We start from the raw sequence: 18849 nt of genomic DNA on the forward strand, positions 1-18849 counted from the left end.
TTTTTGTCATGACACTTCCGTCCGATCTGCCCCCTGAACTCGCCCATCGTGGCGTGCGCCCGGCCGATCGCCTCGGATTTACCCTGTTTCTAGCGGCGCTGATTCACCTGGCCTTGCTGTTGGGCGTCGGGTTCACGATGGTCGAACCCAAGCAGATCAGTAAAACCCTGGAAATCACCCTCGCCACCTTCAAAAGCGAAAAGAAGCCTGCGAAAGCTGATTTCCTTGCCCAGGAAAATCAGGAAGGCAGCGGCACCCTGGATAAAAAGGCGATTCCCAAGACCACCGAGGTCGCGCCCTTCCAGGACAACAAGGTGCAGAAAGTCACGCCACCGCCGGCCGCCAAGCCGCCAGTGCCGGAAGCCGCGCCCAAGGCTGCCGTGACCACGGTCGCGCCGAAGCCGAAAAAAGCCCCGGCCAAGAACGAAGAGATCAAGCCGATAACCAAGCCTGCGGTGGCGGCGCCGACGTTCGACACTGAACAGCTGTCCAGCGACATCGCCAGCCTGGAAGCGGAACTGGCCAACGAACAACAGCTGTACGCCAAGCGCCCGCGAATCCACCGCCTGAGCGCTGCTTCGACCATGAAAGACAAGGGCGCCTGGTATAAGGACGAATGGCGCAAGAAGGTCGAGCGCATCGGCAACTTGAATTACCCCGACGAAGCGCGACGCAAGCAGATCTACGGCAATTTGCGCCTGATGGTCTCGATCAACCGCGATGGCTCGCTGTATGAAGTGCTGGTGCTGGAATCCTCCGGGCAACCGCTGCTGGATCAGGCGGCGCAGCGGATTGTGCGGCTGGCGGCACCGTTTTCACCGTTTACCGGGGATTTGTCGGACATTGATCGGCTGGAGATCATCCGCACGTGGAAATTCGCCCGTGGGGACCGGTTGTCCAGTAATTGATCAATTGATTTGGGTGATTGAGCCGGCGCCTTCGCGTGCAAGCCTCGCGTCTACAGGTCATGCGCCACTTTTGCGGTACATACCGAACCTGTAGGAGCGAGGCTTGCCCGCGAAGAGGCCCTCAAGCAAAACCCGGATCAAAAGACGCCCGCCCAAGCATTTCCTGTGCATCCCCAGCTTGTCAGTTCGCCCCTCCAACGCCACACTAGCGCTCATGAAGAACGTCAGCCCCAGCTACCTCAAGCATCACTTCCTGATCGCCATGCCTCACATGGCCGACCCGAACTTTGCGCACACCTTGACCTACATCGTCGAGCACACGGCCAATGGTGCCATGGGGCTGGTGGTCAACCGCCCGCAAGACCTGAATCTGGCCGATATCCTCGAGCAATTGCGCCCCGACATCGAACCGCCGGTGCTCTGCCAGCATGTGCCGATCTTCATCGGCGGCCCGGTGCAGACCGACCGTGGTTTTGTCTTGCACCCTTCGGGCAAGACCTTTCAGGCGACCGTTGATCTGGAAGGCGACCTTTCCTTGTCCACCTCCCAGGACGTGCTGTTCGCCATCGCTGACGGCGTCGGCCCGGCCAAAAGCGTCATTGCCCTCGGTTACGCTGGCTGGGAAGCCGGACAGCTTGAAGCCGAACTGGCGCAGAACGCCTGGCTGACCTGTCCGTTTGACGCCAACATCCTGTTCAACACCAGCAGCGAACTGCGCCTGGATGCAGCGGCCAAGCACCTCGGGGTCAATCTCAGCCTGCTGACCAGCCAGGCGGGCCACGCCTGATGGCCCTGCGACTGATTCTGGGTTTTGACTACGGCACCAAACAGATCGGCGTTGCGGTCGGCCAGGTGATTACCGGTCAGGCCCGCGAGCTGTGCACCTTGAAGGCGCAAAACGGTATTCCCGACTGGAACCAGGTCGAAGCCCTCATTAAAGAGTGGAAGCCCGACGCCGTGGTCGTCGGCCTGCCCCTGAACATGGACGGCACGCCGAGCGACATGTGCCTGCGCGCGGAGAAATTCGCCCGGCGCCTCAATGGCCGCTACAACCTGCCCTTCTATACGCACGACGAACGCCTGACCACCTTCGAAGCCAAAGGCGAGCGGCGTGATCGCGGCGGGCAAAAAGGCAGTTACCGCGACAACCCGGTCGACGCCATCGCCGCCGCCCTGCTGTTGCAAGGCTGGCTCGACGAAAACACCGCACTGTTCGAATCCTGAAGCGCCGTCACAGCGTCTCTCTTAGCTAGAACCCGAGCCAAACCCCGCACGCACCGGCTCGGGCCCAAGAAGGAGCAACCATGAGCCTGCCCAATCCCGCCGAACTGATCAGCCAGATGGCGATCCGTCTCAAGGCACATCTGGAACACCGTGGCATCAGCGAACCGCGTTACATCGGCATTCGTACCGGCGGCGTCTGGGTCGCCCAGGCGTTGCTCGATGAACTGGGCAGTGATGCGCCCCTCGGCACCCTGGACGTGTCCTTCTACCGCGACGATTTCAGCCAGAACGGCCTGCACCCGCAAGTGCGCCCGTCCGCCCTGCCGTTCGAAATCGAAGGCCAGCATCTGGTGCTGATCGACGACGTGTTGATGAGCGGTCGAACCATCCGCGCCGCCATGAATGAACTGTTCGACTACGGCCGCCCGGCCAGCGTGACGCTGGTGTGCCTGCTGGACCTGGACGCCGGCGAGTTGCCGATCCGCCCGAACGTGGTCGGTGCGACGCTGACGCTTGCGGCCCACGAGCGGGTGAAGCTGTCCGGCCCGGAGCTCAAGCTCGAACTGCAAGACCTCGCCCTTTAATCCGCCCTATTGAGAGTCCCCCTCGCGATGACGCCTCTAGAAACCAAGCGCCCGCTGCAGCTCAATGATCAGGGCCAGCTGCGCCACTTCCTCTCGCTCGACGGTTTGCGCCGCGAGTTGCTGACGGAAATCCTCGACACCGCCGACTCGTTCCTCGAAGTCGGCGCCCGGGCGGTGAAGAAAGTCCCGTTGCTGCGCGGCAAGACCGTGTGCAACGTGTTCTTCGAGAACTCCACCCGCACCCGCACCACCTTCGAGCTGGCGGCCCAACGGCTATCGGCCGACGTCATCACGCTGAACGTGTCGACCTCGTCGGCGAGCAAGGGCGAAACCCTGCTCGACACCCTGCGCAACCTGGAAGCCATGGCCGCCGACATGTTCGTCGTGCGTCACGGTGATTCCGGTGCGGCGCACTTCATTGCCGAACATGTCTGCCCGCAAGTGGCGATCATCAACGGCGGCGACGGCCGTCATGCGCACCCGACCCAGGGCATGCTCGACATGCTGACGATCCGCCGGCACAAGGGCGGCTTCGAAAACCTCTCCGTGGCCATCGTCGGCGACATCCTGCACTCGCGGGTGGCGCGCTCGAACATGCTGGCGCTGAAAACCCTCGGCTGCCCGGACATCCGTGTGATCGCGCCGAAAACCCTGCTGCCGATCGGCATCGAGCAATACGGCGTGAAGGTGTACACCGACATGACCGAAGGCCTGAAAGACGTCGATGTAGTGATCATGCTGCGCCTGCAACGCGAACGCATGACCGGCGGCCTGCTACCGAGCGAGGGCGAGTTCTACCGCCTGTTCGGCCTGACCACCGCGCGCCTGGCCGGGGCCAAGCCGGACTGCATCGTCATGCACCCGGGGCCGATCAACCGTGGGGTGGAGATTGAGTCGGCGGTGGCCGACGGTCCGCACTCGGTGATCCTCAACCAGGTCACCTACGGCATCGCGATTCGTATGGCCGTGTTGTCCATGGCCATGAGCGGGCAGACTGCGCAACGTCAATTCGAGCAGGAGAACGCCCAGTGAAGCTCAGCATTCTCGGCGCACGTGTCATCGATCCGGCCACAGGCCTGGATCAAGTTACCGATATTCATATTGAAGCCTGCAAAGTCGTTGCCCTGGGCGCCGTACCCGCCGGTTTTGTGCCCGTCGACACCATTGACGCCAAAGGCCTGGTGGCCGCCCCTGGCCTGGTTGACCTGAACGTCGCCCTGCGCGAGCCGGGCTACAGCCGCAAAGGCTCGATCATCAGCGAAACCCGCGCCGCCGCGGCCGGTGGCGTCACCAGCCTGTGCTGCCCGCCGAAAACCAAACCGGTGCTCGATACTTCGGCCGTGGCCGAACTGATCCTCGACCGCGCCCGCGAGGCCGGCAACACCAAAGTCTTCCCTATCGGCGCCCTGAGCAAAGGCCTGGACGGCGAACAGCTGGCCGAACTGGTCGCCTTGCGCGATGCCGGCTGCGTGGCCTTCGGCAACGGTCTGGAGAGCTTCCGCAACACCCGCACGTTGTGCCGGGCGCTGGAATACGCGGCGACCTTCGACCTGACGGTGATTTTCAACTCTCAGGATCATGATCTGGCCGAAGGTGGTTTGGCCCACGAAGGCCCGACCGCCAGTTTCCTCGGCTTGCCGGGCATTCCGGAAACCGCCGAGACCGTCGCCCTGGCCCGGGACCTGCTGCTGGTCGAGCAAAGCGGCGTGCGTGCGCACTTCAGCCAGCTCACCAGCGCTCGCGGCGTGGCGCTGATCGCTCAGGCCCAGGCCCGTGGCCTGCCGGTGACCGCCGATGTGGCGTTGTATCAACTGATCCTGACCGACGAAGCGCTGATCGACTTCAGCAGCCTCTATCACGTCCAGCCGCCGCTGCGCACCCGCGCCGACCGCGATGGCTTGCGTGCAGCGGTGAAGTCGGGCGTGGTTTCGGCCATCTCCAGCCATCACCAGCCCCACGAACGGGATGCCAAACTGGCACCGTTTGGCGCGACCGAGCCGGGCATCAGCAGCGTTGAACTGCTGCTGCCGCTGGCGATGACGCTGGTGGAGGATGGGTTGCTGGATCTGCCAACGTTGTTGGCGCGCCTCAGCACCGGGCCTGCCGAGGCGTTGCGCTTGCCGGCGGGCAAGTTAGCCGTAGGCGGGCCGGCGGACATCGTGCTGTTTGATCCGGCGGCTTCGACCGTGGCCGGTGAGACCTGGCTGTCCAAGGGTGAGAACTGCCCGTTCATTGGGCATAGCCTGCCCGGCGTCGTGCGCTACACCCTGGTGGATGGGCGGATCAGCCACCAGTCTTGAGACTGAGCTGTCCCAATCGCTAGCAGGGCTAGCTCCCACGCAGGATCTGTGAACAACACAAATCCCCTGTGGGAGCTAGCCTGCTGGCGATGGCTTACTGGAAAGTGCCGCGATTCTGCGCGTTACGCACGGACACCTGGTCATTCAGCGTCCAGAAGTCATACAGCACCCCCAGAAAGAACAACCCGCCCGTCACCAGGTACAGCAATCCGCTGATCCACTTCCCCTGATACATCCGGTGTACGCCGAAGACACCGAGAAACGTCAGCAGAATCCACGCCACGTTGTACTCGATGGGTCCGGCGGTAAAACGCAGGTCCGCTTCACGGTCCATGGCCGGGATCAGGAAGATGTCGATCAGCCAGCCAATACCCAGCAAACCGAAGGTGAAAAACCAGATCGTCCCGGTCACCGGCTTGCCGTAATAGAAGCGGTGAGCCCCGGTAAAACCAAAAATCCACAGCAGGTAGCCGATCACTTTGCTGTGTGTATCTTGCTGCTGGCCAGCCTGTTGATAGGTGTTCATGAAGGACCTCGATTCACACGATAGATAAATATTCTTGAATTCTTTGTGACTTTTTTACAGGTTGCCGACGTATGGCACATGCTACCTTCGGTTGCGTCAAAGCCTTATACCACCTGACTTCTGTCCGACAATTGCGTCCATTTGCCGCTTATTTGGTTCCATTGACCACAAGTTGAATCGACCAACGGCCTCGGAAGGGCAAAAAAAGCTGTTATAAAGTTGCGCGCTAACCTATATGAGCCTTGCCTAATGCGTCCATTTTTCAAGACATGGCTAACCATTTGCCTTTTGATGCCACTGGCCGCCCACGCCACCAATCGTGAGCAACGTCTTCCAAACGTTAATGGTTACACCCAAAAATCCCATGTTTCTGCTCCTTCGAGCAAAAACAAGAAAACCGAAAAACGTGCTCCACAGCTGGCTAGTAAAAGCAGCCTTGTTCCGCCGATGGCGACCAAGGAAAGCAGCAACGTGCTGAGTCGCGCCGTCAACGTCCTCGGTACACCTTACCGTTGGGGCGGCAGCAGCCCAAGTAAAGGGTTCGATTGCAGCGGCCTGGTGAAATACGCGTTCAACGACGCCACGTTCGACCTGCCACGCACGTCCAATGCCATGGCCAGCGGTCATGGCGAGAAAGTCGATCGCAAGGATCTGAAGCCGGGCGACCTGATTTTCTTCAACATCAAGAGCCGTCGGGTCAATCACGTTGCCATCTACCTGGGCAACGACCGTTTTATCCACGCACCGCGCCGTGGCAAGTCGGTGACCATCGACACCTTGAAGAAACCGTACTGGGAAAGCCACTACGTGGTTGCCAAGCGGGTTTTGCCGAAAGAGAAGAACACACTTCAGGTTGTTCAGCGCTGATCTGAAGTCCCGGGGTCAGACCCGGCACTTGCTTCGGTCATGACGCCCTCTTCGCGGGCAAGCCTCGCTCCTACAGGTTACGTGCCATTTTTTGCGGCACATGCCTGACCTGTAGGAGCGAGGCTTGCCCGCGAAGGCGTTTCTGGCCTCCTCAGAAGTTATCCGGCGTCCGCGCCTTCTCCCGGGCATGCTCCCGGCTGATCAAGCCCTTGGTCACCAAGTCCTTTAAACACATGTCCAGCGTCTGCATCCCCAGGCTACCCCCGGTCTGAATCGACGAGTACATCTGCGCCACCTTGTCTTCGCGGATCAGGTTACGGATCGCCGACGTGCCGAGCATGATTTCGTGCGCCGCAATGCGCCCACCGCCGATCTTCTTGATCAGGGTCTGCGACACCACCGCCAGTAACGACTCGGACAGCATCGACCGCACCATCGATTTCTCGTCCCCCGGAAACACGTCCACCACCCGGTCGATGGTCTTCGCCGCTGACGTGGTGTGCAGCGTGCCGAACACCAGGTGACCGGTCTCGGCGGCGGTCAATGCCAGGCGAATGGTCTCCAGGTCACGCATCTCCCCCACCAGAATCACGTCGGGGTCTTCCCGCAGCGCCGAGCGCAGGGCCGTGGCGAAGCTACGGGTATCACGGTGGACTTCGCGCTGGTTGATCAGACATTTACGCGATTCATGGACGAATTCGATGGGGTCTTCGATGGTGAGGATGTGGTGATGGCGATGGTTGTTCAGGTAATCGATCATCGCCGCCAGGGTGGTGGACTTGCCGGAACCGGTGGGGCCGGTCACCAGCACCAGGCCCCGCGGGGCCTCGGTGATCTTGCGAAACACCTCGCCCATGCCGAGGTCGTCCATGCTCAGGACTTTCGACGGGATGGTCCGGAATACCGCACCCGCCCCCCGGTTCTGGTTGAAGGCGTTGACCCGGAAACGCGCCACGCCGGGCACTTCGAAGGAAAAATCAGTCTCCAGGTGTTTCTCGAAGTCCACCCGCTGGGTGTCGTTCATGATGTCGTAGATCAGCTCATGCACCTGTTTGTGGTCCAGGGCCGGCAGGTTGATGCGCCGCACGTCGCCGTCGACGCGAATCATCGGTGGCAGGCCGGCAGACAGGTGCAGGTCGGACGCGCCCTGTTTAGCGCTGAAGGCCAGCAGCTCAGTGATATCCATAGCGCTCCTCAATTCCAGTAGAATGCCGCCAACCTTCAAACCGCCGGCGCCTCTTTGATGTCCACGATAGCAGACAACATTCTTCAGGTTAGTTCGCGCATCCGCGCCGCCGCCCTTGCCGCCCACCGCGACGAGCACAGCGTTCAACTGCTGGCGGTGAGCAAGACCAAGCCTGCCGAGGCCGTGCGCGAGGCGTATGCCGCAGGCGTGAGCGATTTTGGCGAGAATTACTTGCAGGAAGCCTTGGGCAAACAGCTCGAATTGGCCGACCTGCCCTTGATCTGGCACTTCATCGGCCCCATTCAATCGAACAAGACTCGCGCTATCGCCGAGCACTTCGCCTGGGTGCATTCCGTGGATCGCTTGAAAATCGCACAACGCCTGTCCGAACAACGCCCTGCCGATCTGCCGCCCTTGAACATCTGTATACAGGTCAATGTCAGCGGTGAAGCCAGCAAATCCGGCTGCACCCCGGCCGACCTGCCGGCCCTGGCCAAGTCCATCAGCGAATTGCCGCGCATCAAGTTGCGAGGGTTGATGGCGATCCCTGAGCCGACTGAAGATCGCGCCGCCCAGGATGCCGCTTTTGCTGCCGTGCAAAGCCTGCAAACCAGCCTGAATCTGCCGCTCGACACACTTTCCATGGGCATGAGCCACGACCTCGAGTCGGCCATCGCCCAGGGTGCCACTTGGGTCCGCATCGGTACGGCCCTGTTTGGCGCCCGCGACTACGGTCAACCATGACAATGGCTGACGCCTCTCTTGATAAGGACCTGACATGAGCAAGACTCGTATTGCCTTTATCGGTGCCGGAAACATGGCCGCCAGCCTCATCGGCGGTCTTCGCGCCAAAGGCCTGGACGCCGCACAGATCCGCGCCAGCGATCCGGGCGCCGAAACCCGCGCCAAGGTGCAGGCTGAACATGGCGTTGAAGTATTCGCCGACAATGCCGATGCCATTCAAGACGCTGACGTGGTAGTGCTGGCGGTCAAGCCGCAGGCCATGAAAGCCGTGTGCGAAGCGATTCGCCCAAGCCTGAAACCGAATCAACTGGTGGTTTCGATTGCGGCCGGCATCACCTGCGCCAGCATGAACAACTGGCTCGGCGCCCAGCCGATCGTGCGCTGCATGCCCAACACCCCGGCGCTGCTGCGTCAGGGCGTAAGCGGTTTGTTTGCCACCGCCGAAGTAAACGCTGAGCAACGTCAGCAAGCCGAAGAGCTGTTGTCGGCCGTCGGCATTGCCCTGTGGCTGAACGAAGAGCAGCAACTGGACGCGGTCACCGCCGTTTCCGGCTCGGGTCCGGCGTACTTCTTCCTGCTGATTGAAGCCATGACCGCCGCTGGCGTGAAACTCGGCCTGCCAGCGGACATCGCCGCACAATTGACGGTACAAACCGCGTTGGGTGCCGCACACATGGCGGTTGCCAGTGATGTCGACGCTGCTGAATTACGCCGTCGCGTGACGTCCCCTGCGGGCACCACGGAAGCAGCAATCAAATCGTTCCAGGCCGGCGGCTTTGAAGCGCTGGTCGAAAAAGCACTCGGCGCCGCTGCTCACCGTTCGGCCGAGATGGCTGAGCAACTTGGCCGCTAATCAGCTCTTACAAAGGAATTAATGATGCTTGGACTCAATGACGCTGCCATTTTCATAATTAAAACCCTGGGCAGCCTGTACCTGCTGATCGTACTGATGCGCTTCATCCTGCAACTGGTTCGGGCGAACTTCTACAACCCGCTCTGCCAGTTCATCGTTAAGGCCACCCAACCGCTGCTCAAGCCGCTGCGCCGGGTCATCCCGAGCATGTTCGGGCTGGACATGTCGTCACTGGTATTGGCGCTGATCATTCAAATGCTGCTGATCGCGGTGATCCTGCTGCTCAAAGGCTTCATGGTCGACTGGCTGTTCCTGGTGCCATGGGCCCTGATCGCCCTCTTCTCTCTGTTCTTGAACATTATTTTCTGGGCGATGATCATCAGCGTGATTCTGTCCTGGGTCGCCCCAGGCAGCCACAACCCAGGTGCAGAACTGGTCGCGCAGATCACTGAACCGGTACTCGCCCCGTTTCGTCGGATCATTCCCAACCTGGGTGGCCTCGACATCTCGCCGATCTTCGCGTTTATCGTGATCCAGTTGCTGCAAAGCTGGCTGATCCCGCGCCTTGCGAACTTCGCCCTGATGCCGATGGGGCTGCTCGGCCTGATCTGATGAGCTACTTTCGCTGGGACGGTGATGATCTGATTCTGGAATGTCACCTGCAACCGGCAGCCCGCAGCGATGACTTCTGCGGGCTGCACGGGGATCGGCTGAAGATTCGCCTGACCGCACCGCCGGTCGAAGGCAAGGCCAACGCGTATCTGATGGCGTTTCTGGCCAAGGCGTTTGGGGTGTCCAAGAGTCAGGTCAGTTTGATCAGCGGGGAGTTGAACCGGCAGAAGCGGGTGCGGATCTGTTCGCCGAAGAAGCTGCCGGATTTGCCGGATCTGCTGCGTCCGCCAGGTTAACCGCGTCATCGTTCTTCGCGGGCAAGCCTCGCGCCTGCAAGATGACGCAATCCCTGTAGGAGCGAGGCTTGCCCGCGAATGCCGCGTCTCGGTCCAGCTGAATAAAATCAGGCCCGCCCTTTGCTTGCCGCTGACCCCACCGGTCTTTAGACTTACGCCTCATTTCAACGAGAGCAGGGTCGATGCCAACTGCCTTTCCCGCCGATTCTGTTGGTCTGGTGACGCCGCAAGTGGCGCACTTCAGTGAACCCCTGGCCCTGGCCTGTGGCCGTTCGCTCCCAGCTTATGACCTCATTTACGAAACCTACGGCACGCTGAACGCCACGGCGAGCAACGCCGTGCTGATCTGCCACGCCTTGTCGGGTCACCATCACGCTGCCGGCTTCCACAGCCCCGACGACCGCAAACCCGGTTGGTGGGACAGTTGCATCGGCCCCGGCAAGCCGATCGACACCAACAAATTCTTCGTGGTCAGCCTGAACAACCTCGGCGGCTGCAACGGCTCCACCGGCCCCAGCAGCATCAATCCGGAGACCGGCAAGCCGTTTGGCGCTGACTTCCCGGTCCTGACCGTGGAAGACTGGGTGCACAGCCAGGCGCGCCTGGCCGACCTGCTCGGCATTCGCCAATGGGCCGCCGTAATCGGCGGCAGCCTCGGCGGCATGCAGGCGATGCAGTGGAGCATCACCTACCCCGACCGCATTCGTCATTGTCTGGCCATCGCCTCGGCCCCCAAGTTGTCGGCGCAGAACATCGCCTTCAACGAAGTGGCGCGCCAGGCGATCCTCACCGACCCCGATTTCCACGGCGGCTCGTTCCAAGAGGCGGGCGTGATCCCCAAGCGCGGTTTGATGCTGGCGCGGATGGTCGGGCACATCACCTACCTGTCGGATGACTCGATGGGTGAGAAATTCGGTCGTGGCCTCAAGAGCGAAAAGCTCAACTACGACTTCCACAGCGTCGAATTCCAGGTTGAAAGCTACCTGCGTTATCAGGGCGAAGAGTTCTCCGGGCGTTTCGACGCCAACACGTACCTGCTGATGACCAAGGCGCTGGACTACTTCGACCCGGCAGCCAACTTCGACGATGACCTGGCGAAAACCTTCGCCAATGCCCAGGCCAAGTTCTGCGTGATGTCTTTCACCACCGACTGGCGCTTCTCCCCTGCCCGCTCGCGGGAACTGGTGAATGCGCTAATGGCGGCCAAGAAGGACGTTTGCTACCTCGAGATCGACGCTCCGCAAGGCCACGACGCCTTCCTGATTCCGATCCCGCGATACTTGCAGGCCTTCAGCAATTACATGAACCGCATTACGTTGTGAGAAAGCCATGAGAGCTGATCTGGAAATCATCCAGGAATGGATCCCCGCTGGCAGCCGCGTGCTCGACCTCGGTTGCGGTGACGGCGAACTGCTGACCTGGCTGCGCGATAACAAACAAGTGACGGGCTATGGCCTGGAAAACGATCCGGACAACATCGCCGAATGCGTGGCCAAGGGCATCAACGTGATCGAGCAGGACCTGGACAAGGGCCTCGGCAACTTCGCCAGCAACAGCTTCGACGTCGTGGTCATGACCCAGGCGCTGCAAGCCGTGCATTACCCGGACAGGATCCTCGACGAAATGCTGCGGGTCGGCCGCCAGTGCATCATCACCTTCCCCAACTTCGGTCACTGGCGCTGCCGCTGGTACCTGGCGAGCAAGGGCCGGATGCCGGTGTCGGAGTTTCTGCCATACACCTGGTACAACACGCCGAACATCCACTTCTGCACCTTCGAAGACTTTGAAGCGTTGTGTCGCGAACGTGAAGCCAAGGTCATTGATCGGCTGGCCGTGGATCAACAACACCGCCACGGGTGGGCCAGTAAGCTATGGCCTAATCTATTAGGTGAAATCGGTATTTACCGCGTCAGCAGCCCAGGGTTGCAGGATCACAAAATCGCGGTCTGAACCACGACATTCCAAGGAGAACGATCATGGGTCGTCTAGCGCTGTTTGTACTTACTGCCTGCCTGAGCGTCACGGCCATGGCCGCCGACGTCATCAAAGGTGATCGTCAGGAGAAGTTTGGTGATGTGACGGTGCATTACAACACCTTCAACTCGACCTTTCTGACCCCTGATATCGCTAAAGCCGCGGAGCTCACCCGTAGCAAGAATCAAGGCGTGATCAACGTTTCGGTAATCAAGGAAGGCAAACCCCAGATGGCTCAGGTCAGCGGGACGGTCAAAGACCTGACCAGCCAAAGTGTGCCGCTGAAATTCAAACAGATCACCGAACAGGGCGCGATCTACTACATCGCCCAGTTCCCGGTGGATCAGCAGGAAGTCCGCACCTTCGAGATCAAGGTGCAGAACGGCGATAAAATCAACACCATCAATTTCAACCAAGAGCTTTTCCCCGGCGAATGATGAACTTCACGCAACTCGTACTGGCCAGCCATAACGCCGGCAAACTCAAGGAACTCCAGGCCATGCTCGGCGAGTCGGTGCAACTGCGCTCGATCGGCGAGTTCAGCAGCGTCGAGCCTGAAGAAACCGGACTGTCGTTCGTCGAGAATGCCATCCTCAAGGCCCGCAACGCCGCGCGCATCTCCGGTTTGCCGGCGCTGGCCGACGATTCCGGGCTAGCGGTGGATTTCCTTGGCGGTGCGCCGGGTATCTATTCGGCTCGTTACGCGGATGGCCAGGGTGATGCGGCGAACAACGCCAAACTGCTCGATGCGTTGAAGGATGTGCCGGAATCTGAGCGCGGCGCACAGTTCGTCTGCGTGCTGGCGCTGGTGCGACATGCCGACGATCCGCTGCCGATCCTCTGCGAAGGCCTGTGGCACGGGCGCATCTTGACGGCGGCCAGCGGTGAACACGGGTTTGGCTACGACCCGCTGTTCTGGGTGCCGTCGCGCGATTGCTCCAGCGCCGAACTGAGCCCGAGCGAGAAGAACCTCATCAGCCACCGCGCCCGTGCAATGGATCTGCTGCGCCAGCGTCTAGGCCTGATATGACCCACGACTCATCCGCGTCACCGCTGATTTTCGGCGGTGCCGCCCCCTCGCCTCGGGCCGCGCTCCCCGTGCTGCCGCCCCTTGCGTTGTACATCCACATTCCGTGGTGTGTGCGCAAATGCCCTTATTGCGACTTCAACTCCCACACTGCCAGCCCGGTGCTGCCGGAAGAAGAGTACGTCGACGCGTTGCTGGCCGACCTCGATCAGGACCTGCATGCGGTTTACGGTCGTGAGCTGAGCTCGATTTTCTTCGGTGGCGGCACGCCGAGCCTGTTCAGCGCCGAAGCCCTGGGTCGTTTGCTCAAAGGCGTCGAGCAGCGGATTGCGTTCGCCAGCGACATCGAAATCACCCTGGAAGCCAATCCGGGAACGTTCGAGCAAGAGAAATTCGTCGCCTACCGCGCGCTGGGCATCAATCGCCTGTCGATCGGCATCCAGAGTTTTCAGGAAGAGAAGCTCAAGGCCCTGGGGCGGATTCACAACGGCGACGAAGCGGTGCGTGCTGCCGGCATGGCGCGTCAGGCCGGGTTCGATAACTTCAACCTGGACTTGATGCACGGCTTGCCGGATCAGTCGCTGGACGATGCGTTAAACGACCTGCGCCAGGCCATCGCCCTGAAGCCGACGCATTTGTCCTGGTATCAACTGACGCTGGAGCCGAACACGGTGTTCTGGAACCAGCCGCCGACGCTGCCGGAAGACGACACGCTGTGGGACATTCAGGAAGCCGGTCAGGCGCTGCTTGCCGAACACGGTTACGCGCAATACGAAGTCTCGGCTTATGCTCAGCCTGGTCGCCCGGCGCGGCATAACCTCAATTACTGGAGTTTCGGCGACTTCATCGGCATCGGTGCCGGTGCCCACGGCAAGCTCAGCCATCCGGACGGGCGCATCGTGCGCACCTGGAAAACGCGCCTGCCGAAGGATTACCTGAACCCGGCGAAAAGCTTCAAGGCCGGAGAGAAAGCGCTGACCAACGACGAGCTGCCGTTCGACTTCCTGATGAACGCCCTGCGCCTGACGGAAGGCGTGGAATCGCGCCTGTATCCGGAGCGCACCGGACTGCCGCTGGAAAGCCTCGCCGAAGGCCGGCGGGAAGCCGAACAAAGCGGCCTGTTGCGGGTCGAACCGTCACGTCTGGCGGCGACTGATCGCGGACAGCTGTTTCTCAATGACTTGCTGCAAACATTTCTGAGCTGATTTCAGCCTTAGGGGAAAACGAATGGATTTGATACTCGACCTGCTCGCCACCGTCTCCCGCTGGAGCCGCAGCAACCTGTCGGAAATCTCTCTGGCGCTGGTGGGCTGTCTGCTGGTGTTGTTTGGCGCCGATATCAAAGTCTGGGTCGACCAGCGCCTGGGCAGCATCGCCGGCGCCTTGCGCGTCCCGCTGATGGCATTGGTGTGCATGGTCGGCAGCGGCGTCGCGTTGATCTACGCCACCCCGTGGATCATCAAAGGCCTGAGCCAGTTCAACAACTACAGCCTGGCGCCGGTGTTGTTGGTGGTGCTGGTGCTGATCGGCGTCGTCGCCGACCGCCGCTGACCTTTGACTACACCCAAAACAACTGTGGGAGCGAGCCTGCTCGCGATGACGTCATAACATTCAACATCTTCGTTGACTGTCAGACCGCCATCGCTGGCAAACCCGCTCCCACATTTTTTGTATTGCGAATGCCCTTTATGGCTTGCCCACGGACTTGGCTTCGCTTCGGATCCTGGCACTGATCCCCATAAAGTCGTGGCAGCCCAGCGCTTCGGCCTTGTCCAGATACACAACATTCTGACGGTCGAGCCTGCCACTCTCATTGACTCGGCTCATTGCCAGAATGTAATTGGCCTCGGCCCGGTACTGATCTTCGGCCAGCATCAATGCGACAGCACGCGCCTGCAAGGACCCTATCACTCGTTCTTTTGACAAGCCTGGCTGCAAGTCCTGAAAGCACAGGGCGCGCTTGGCCGGCATCGGATAAAAATCAGCAAAAATATCTGGCTCCTGAAGCAGCTCCTCAAGCGTCTGCAGATATTTCAAGTGACCGGCATCGCGTCGGTCAGACTTCATCGAGTCCTGATCGCACCGATGGAAGTAGGCGACGGCTGCCGCCAAAAAGCCTTGATCCATGGCTTTTTCATAAAGCTCACAGGTTTCCCTGCGCTGTTGTTCGGTAGGGCCCGGTTTGCTCAGGGTATTAGCCAGCAAATAGCTCGCGATGGGATGCCCACCGTCAGACGCCATCTTCAAATTGTATTTGAAGGCCTCCAGATCACCTTCCATGTTGCCTATTTGCTCGGGCTTGTTCTTGAAATCCAGCTCCCCGCTTGCTTCCAGCCTGACCAACTCATCCGCGTTACGTTTGATTTGATCAGCTGCATCCTGGGCACGTTGAAAGTAGTCGTCGATCGTCAGCGTCTGTCCGTGAGCCATTGAAGGCAGGGCGATGAACAACAGGATGCAGACGAGGATGAATTTCAAAACCTTGTCTTCCTTTACAATTGGGGGCATAGAGCTTTCGGCGGCCAGACGCCGATCTTGAACACGGCATAAAGCAAATGTGGGAGCGAGCCTGCTCGCGATGGCGTCATAACATTCAACATCTTCGTTGACTGTCAGACCGCCATCGCGAGCAGGCTCGCTCCCACCGTTTTTACAGCGTTACGGCTCAGGACTGTTTTTCGAACTTCAGGTCCCAAACGCCATGCCCAAGTCGCTCGCCGCGGCGTTCGAACTTGGTGATCGGGCGTTCGGTCGGGCGCGGTACGCATTTGCCGTCTTCGGCCAGGTTGCGATAACCCGGCGCGACGTTCATCACTTCCAGCATGTACTCGGCGTAGGGTTCCCAGTCGGTGGCCATGTGCAGAATGCCACCGACCTTCAACTTGCTGCGCACCAGCTCAGCGAACGACGCCTGAACGATACGACGCTTGTGGTGACGACTCTTGTGCCATGGATCCGGGAAAAACAGCATCAGGCGATCGAGGCTGTTGTCGGCCACGCAACGGTTGAGCACTTCGATTGCATCGCAATCGTAGACCCGCAGGTTGGTCAAGCCCTGCGTCAGAACGCCATTGAGCAGCGCGCCGACACCCGGACGGTGCACTTCCACGCCAATGAAATCCTGTTCTGGCGAGGCCGCGGCCATTTCCAGCAGCGAATGGCCCATGCCGAAACCGATTTCCAGCGAGCGCGGCGCCGAGCGACCGAACACTTGGTCGAAGTCTACCGGTGCGTCGGCCAATGGCAGCACGAACAGCGGCGTGCCCTGGTCCAGACCGCGTTGCTGGCCTTCGGTCATGCGCCCGGCGCGCATCACGAAACTCTTGATGCGGCGGTGTTGGCGCTCGTCGCCTTCTTCCGTCTGGATTGGCGTGTCGTTTGATTCAGTCATCAATGGCTCTTACTTGATCAGACCATCCAGCGGCGAGGAGGCGCTGGCATAGAGTTTTTTCGGCATGCGACCGGCGAGGTAGGCCAGGCGGCCCGCGACGATGGCGTGTTTCATGGCTTCAGCCATCATGATCGGCTGCTGGGCGTGGGCGATGGCCGAGTTCATCAGCACGGCTTCGCAACCCAGTTCCATGGCGATGGTGGCGTCGGAAGCGGTACCGACACCGGCATCCACCAGCACGGGAATCTTGGCTTCTTCGAGGATGATCTGCAGGTTGTACGGGTTGCAGATCCCCAGGCCCGAACCGATCAGACCGGCGAGCGGCATGACCGCGATGCAGCCGATTTCCGCCAATTGACGGGCGATGATCGGGTCATCGCTGGTATAGACCATCACGTCGAAGCCTTCCTTGACCAGCGTTTCGGCGGCCTTGAGGGTTTCGATCACGTTGGGGAACAGGGTTTTCTGGTCGGCCAGCACTTCCAGCTTCACCAGATTGTGCCCATCGAGCAGCTCACGGGCCAGGCGGCAGGTGCGCACGGCTTCAATGGCGTCGTAGCAGCCCGCGGTGTTCGGCAGGAAGGTGTAGCGATCCGGCGACAGCACTTCGAGCAGGTTCGGCTCGCCTTCGATCTGGCCCAGATTGGTACGGCGCACGGCGAAGGTGACGATCTCGGCACCCGAAGCTTCGATGGCCAGGCGGGTTTCTTCCATGTCGCGGTACTTGCCGGTGCCTACCAGCAAACGCGACTGGTAAGTACGACCGGCCAGGACGAAGGGCTTGTCGCTACGAACGATGCTCATGGGAAATCCTCTGTAGGGGTGAGGTTCTTGCAGAATTCTGTGCCCTTGCGGGCCGGGCGACTAGCCGCCGCCGATGGCGTGGACCACTTCGACGGAATCGCCATCGTTGAGCGTGGTTTCTGCATGTTGGCTGCGCGGGACGATATCCAGATTGAGTTCGACCGCCACCCGGCGTCCGGTCAGTTCCAGACGGGTCAGCAGGGCCGCAACGGTTTCACCGTCGGGCAGTTCAAGGGATTCGCCGTTCAACTGAATGCGCATACCGAATGCCGCCATCATTTTTAGGGGCTGGCATTCTAGCCCGATCAGTCTTGGCGACCCAAGCCATTCGTCATGAAATGGACTGCCCGGTCAGCTCAACCGCCAGGCGGCAAGCCCCAGGCAGAACCAGCCGACCAGGAATGCCAGGCCGCCGAAGGGGGTGACGATCCCCAGCTTGCTGACGCCGGTCAGGGTCAGCAAGTACAGGCTGCCGGAAAACAGCAGGATGCCGATGGCAAACGAGGCGCCGGCCCAAGTGATCAAGCGTCCCGGAATCTGCGTGGCCAGCAGCGCCACACCCAGCAACGCCAGGGTGTGCACCAGTTGGTAGGTGACGCCGGTATGGAAAATCGCCAGGTACTCGGGAGTCAGACGGTTTTTCAGGCCGTGGGCGGCGAACGCGCCAAGGGCAACGCCGGTGAAGCCGAAGAAAGCGGCCAGCATCAGAAAGCCACGCAGCATGAAGAACTCCAGTCAGACTCGATCCACAGGGTCTGTATAATGGCCCGCTCAACGGGTTCGGCCAAGTCATCTCTATGCTGCGTTTATTTTTAAGACGATTTACCAAGGCCGTGCTCTGGTTCGCGGGCGGCAGCGTGCTGCTGGTGCTGATCTTTCGCGTAGTCCCGCCACCGGGAACGGCATTGATGGTCGAGCGCAAGGTCGAATCCTGGTTCGACGGCGAGCCCATTGACTTGCAACGCACCTGGAAGCCCTGGGATGAAATCTCTGACGACCTGAAAGTCGCCGTGATCGCGGGCGAGGATCAGAAATTCCCGGAGCATTGGGGTTTTGACTTTGGGGCGATCCAGAAAGCCCTGGCCCATAACGAGCTCGGCGGTTCGATTCGCGGTGCCAGCACCCTGAGCCAGCAAGTCTCGAAGAATCTGTTTTTGTGGTCCGGCCGCAGTTGGCTGCGTAAAGGCCTGGAGGCGTGGTTCACCGGCTTGATCGAGGTGCTCTGGCCCAAGCAGCGGATTCTTGAGGTATACCTGAACAGCGTCGAGTGGGATGACGGGGTGTTTGGCGCGGAAGCGGCAGCCCGGCATCACTTTGGTGTGAGCGCTAAAGGTCTTAGTCGCCAGCAATCGAGCTTGCTCGCGGCGGTGCTGCCAAACCCGCGGGTGTGGAGTGCAAGCCATCCGACCAACTATGTTGCGCGTCGGGCCGGGTGGATTCGGCAGCAGATGAGCCAGTTGGGTGGCGATAGCTATCTGGTTGGCATTAATGATTCACGCCGGGCACCTTGGTCCCAATAACGAGTCCGAGACGACGCAAATAACCCGTAGGAG

At 60.5% G+C, this 18849-nt stretch carries 25 protein-coding genes; 18 read left to right on the forward strand and 7 right to left on the reverse strand.

The window, feature by feature from the left end; genetic code table 11:
- Positions 1-8: 8 nt before the first annotated feature.
- The 6 genes from FBY01_RS04275 (at position 9) to FBY01_RS04300 (ending at position 5016) form a co-directional block, all read left to right on the forward strand.
- On the forward strand, positions 9-908 hold the full coding sequence (locus tag FBY01_RS04275) for an energy transducer TonB (protein ID WP_083375545.1): 900 nt from the start codon (positions 9-11) through the stop codon (positions 906-908).
- A gap of 214 nt (positions 909-1122) precedes the next feature.
- Positions 1123-1695, forward strand: a complete 573-nt coding sequence (locus FBY01_RS04280) for a YqgE/AlgH family protein (protein ID WP_145306726.1) — start codon at positions 1123-1125, stop codon at positions 1693-1695.
- Entirely contained in the window at positions 1695-2132 is a 438-nt protein-coding gene (ruvX, locus tag FBY01_RS04285) for a Holliday junction resolvase RuvX (RefSeq protein WP_005792259.1), read from the forward strand. The genes FBY01_RS04280 and ruvX overlap by 1 nt, the downstream gene beginning before the upstream one ends.
- 80 nt (positions 2133-2212) lie before the next feature.
- Positions 2213-2716 carry a bifunctional pyr operon transcriptional regulator/uracil phosphoribosyltransferase PyrR gene (gene pyrR, locus FBY01_RS04290; protein ID WP_010466851.1) on the forward strand — a complete coding sequence of 168 codons (504 nt, stop codon included), beginning with the start codon at positions 2213-2215 and terminating at the stop codon, positions 2714-2716.
- Between the two features lie 27 nt (positions 2717-2743).
- Positions 2744-3748, forward strand: a complete 1005-nt coding sequence (locus tag FBY01_RS04295) for an aspartate carbamoyltransferase catalytic subunit (protein ID WP_007897943.1) — start codon at positions 2744-2746, stop codon at positions 3746-3748.
- On the forward strand, positions 3745-5016 hold the full coding sequence (locus FBY01_RS04300) for a dihydroorotase (protein ID WP_145306724.1): 1272 nt from the start codon (positions 3745-3747) through the stop codon (positions 5014-5016). Before FBY01_RS04295 ends, FBY01_RS04300 begins: the two co-directional genes overlap by 4 nt.
- A gap of 94 nt (positions 5017-5110) precedes the next feature.
- Here FBY01_RS04300 and FBY01_RS04305 read toward each other — a convergent pair whose 3' ends face one another.
- Positions 5111-5542, reverse strand: a complete 432-nt coding sequence (locus FBY01_RS04305; RefSeq protein ID WP_077747227.1) for an NINE protein — start codon at positions 5540-5542, stop codon at positions 5111-5113.
- Between the two features lie 249 nt (positions 5543-5791).
- Here FBY01_RS04305 and FBY01_RS04310 point away from each other — a divergent pair, with 249 nt between their 5' ends.
- Positions 5792-6409 (forward strand): C40 family peptidase, encoded by a 618-nt coding sequence (locus FBY01_RS04310; protein ID WP_077747226.1) that lies wholly within the window; start codon positions 5792-5794, stop codon positions 6407-6409.
- A gap of 151 nt (positions 6410-6560) precedes the next feature.
- On the opposite strand, the gene FBY01_RS04315 is transcribed toward FBY01_RS04310, so the two are convergent.
- A complete protein-coding gene (locus FBY01_RS04315; RefSeq protein ID WP_010466841.1) occupies positions 6561-7595 on the reverse strand; it encodes a type IV pilus twitching motility protein PilT in 1035 nt (344 codons plus the stop codon).
- 57 nt (positions 7596-7652) lie between these two features.
- On the opposite strand from FBY01_RS04315, the gene FBY01_RS04320 reads away from it, so the two are divergent.
- The 10 genes from FBY01_RS04320 (at position 7653) to FBY01_RS04365 (ending at position 14652) form a co-directional block, all read left to right on the forward strand.
- Complete coding sequence (locus tag FBY01_RS04320) at positions 7653-8339, forward strand: YggS family pyridoxal phosphate-dependent enzyme (protein ID WP_145306722.1); 687 nt, start codon at positions 7653-7655, stop codon at positions 8337-8339.
- 34 nt (positions 8340-8373) lie between these two features.
- Positions 8374-9192: a pyrroline-5-carboxylate reductase gene (gene proC / locus FBY01_RS04325; RefSeq protein ID WP_010466837.1), complete on the forward strand. Its 819-nt coding sequence runs from the start codon at positions 8374-8376 to the stop codon at positions 9190-9192.
- Between the two features lie 24 nt (positions 9193-9216).
- The gene (locus tag FBY01_RS04330) at positions 9217-9804 is read left to right on the forward strand and encodes a YggT family protein (protein WP_010466835.1); all 588 of its coding nucleotides are present in this window, start codon (positions 9217-9219) and stop codon (positions 9802-9804) included.
- The gene (locus FBY01_RS04335; protein ID WP_010466832.1) at positions 9804-10100 is read left to right on the forward strand and encodes a DUF167 domain-containing protein; all 297 of its coding nucleotides are present in this window, start codon (positions 9804-9806) and stop codon (positions 10098-10100) included. The genes FBY01_RS04330 and FBY01_RS04335 overlap by 1 nt, the downstream gene beginning before the upstream one ends.
- Positions 10101-10282: 182 nt before the next feature.
- A complete protein-coding gene (locus tag FBY01_RS04340; RefSeq protein ID WP_010466830.1) occupies positions 10283-11422 on the forward strand; it encodes a homoserine O-acetyltransferase in 1140 nt (379 codons plus the stop codon).
- A 7-nt stretch (positions 11423-11429) separates the two neighbouring features.
- On the forward strand, positions 11430-12050 hold the full coding sequence (gene metW, locus FBY01_RS04345) for a methionine biosynthesis protein MetW (RefSeq protein WP_010466828.1): 621 nt from the start codon (positions 11430-11432) through the stop codon (positions 12048-12050).
- 26 nt (positions 12051-12076) lie between these two features.
- Positions 12077-12511, forward strand: a complete 435-nt coding sequence (locus FBY01_RS04350; protein ID WP_077747223.1) for a DUF4426 domain-containing protein — start codon at positions 12077-12079, stop codon at positions 12509-12511.
- Positions 12508-13104, forward strand: a complete 597-nt coding sequence (rdgB, locus tag FBY01_RS04355; RefSeq protein WP_077747222.1) for an RdgB/HAM1 family non-canonical purine NTP pyrophosphatase — start codon at positions 12508-12510, stop codon at positions 13102-13104. Before FBY01_RS04350 ends, rdgB begins: the two co-directional genes overlap by 4 nt.
- Positions 13101-14306 (forward strand): radical SAM family heme chaperone HemW, encoded by a 1206-nt coding sequence (hemW, locus tag FBY01_RS04360; RefSeq protein ID WP_145306720.1) that lies wholly within the window; start codon positions 13101-13103, stop codon positions 14304-14306. The genes rdgB and hemW overlap by 4 nt, the downstream gene beginning before the upstream one ends.
- Before the next feature lie 22 nt (positions 14307-14328).
- Complete coding sequence (locus FBY01_RS04365) at positions 14329-14652, forward strand: DUF3392 domain-containing protein (protein ID WP_145306718.1); 324 nt, start codon at positions 14329-14331, stop codon at positions 14650-14652.
- 135 nt (positions 14653-14787) lie between these two features.
- Here the strand turns inward: FBY01_RS04365 and FBY01_RS04375 are convergent, their stop codons facing one another.
- The 5 genes from FBY01_RS04375 to FBY01_RS04400 all read right to left on the reverse strand — a co-directional run bounded on the left by FBY01_RS04375 (position 14788) and on the right by FBY01_RS04400 (position 18019).
- Positions 14788-15579, reverse strand: coding sequence for a hypothetical protein (locus FBY01_RS04375; protein WP_145306714.1), 792 nt, complete (start codon positions 15577-15579; stop codon positions 14788-14790).
- Between the two features lie 187 nt (positions 15580-15766).
- The gene (gene trmB / locus FBY01_RS04385; protein ID WP_083375541.1) at positions 15767-16492 is read right to left on the reverse strand and encodes a tRNA (guanosine(46)-N7)-methyltransferase TrmB; all 726 of its coding nucleotides are present in this window, start codon (positions 16490-16492) and stop codon (positions 15767-15769) included.
- A 9-nt stretch (positions 16493-16501) separates the two neighbouring features.
- Positions 16502-17296, reverse strand: a complete 795-nt coding sequence (locus FBY01_RS04390; RefSeq protein ID WP_010466815.1) for a thiazole synthase — start codon at positions 17294-17296, stop codon at positions 16502-16504.
- Positions 17297-17356: 60 nt separating this feature from the next.
- The gene (thiS, locus tag FBY01_RS04395; RefSeq protein ID WP_007897898.1) at positions 17357-17557 is read right to left on the reverse strand and encodes a sulfur carrier protein ThiS; all 201 of its coding nucleotides are present in this window, start codon (positions 17555-17557) and stop codon (positions 17357-17359) included.
- A 90-nt stretch (positions 17558-17647) separates the two neighbouring features.
- On the reverse strand, positions 17648-18019 hold the full coding sequence (locus FBY01_RS04400; RefSeq protein ID WP_010466813.1) for a DUF423 domain-containing protein: 372 nt from the start codon (positions 18017-18019) through the stop codon (positions 17648-17650).
- A 74-nt stretch (positions 18020-18093) separates the two neighbouring features.
- Between FBY01_RS04400 and mtgA the strand changes: the two genes are divergently transcribed.
- Positions 18094-18816, forward strand: coding sequence for a monofunctional biosynthetic peptidoglycan transglycosylase (mtgA, locus tag FBY01_RS04405; protein ID WP_083375540.1), 723 nt, complete (start codon positions 18094-18096; stop codon positions 18814-18816).
- Positions 18817-18849: the final 33 nt, after the last annotated feature.

This window comes from Pseudomonas sp. SJZ077, from assembly GCF_007993905.1.
GTDB lineage: Bacteria > Pseudomonadota > Gammaproteobacteria > Pseudomonadales > Pseudomonadaceae > Aquipseudomonas > Aquipseudomonas mandelii.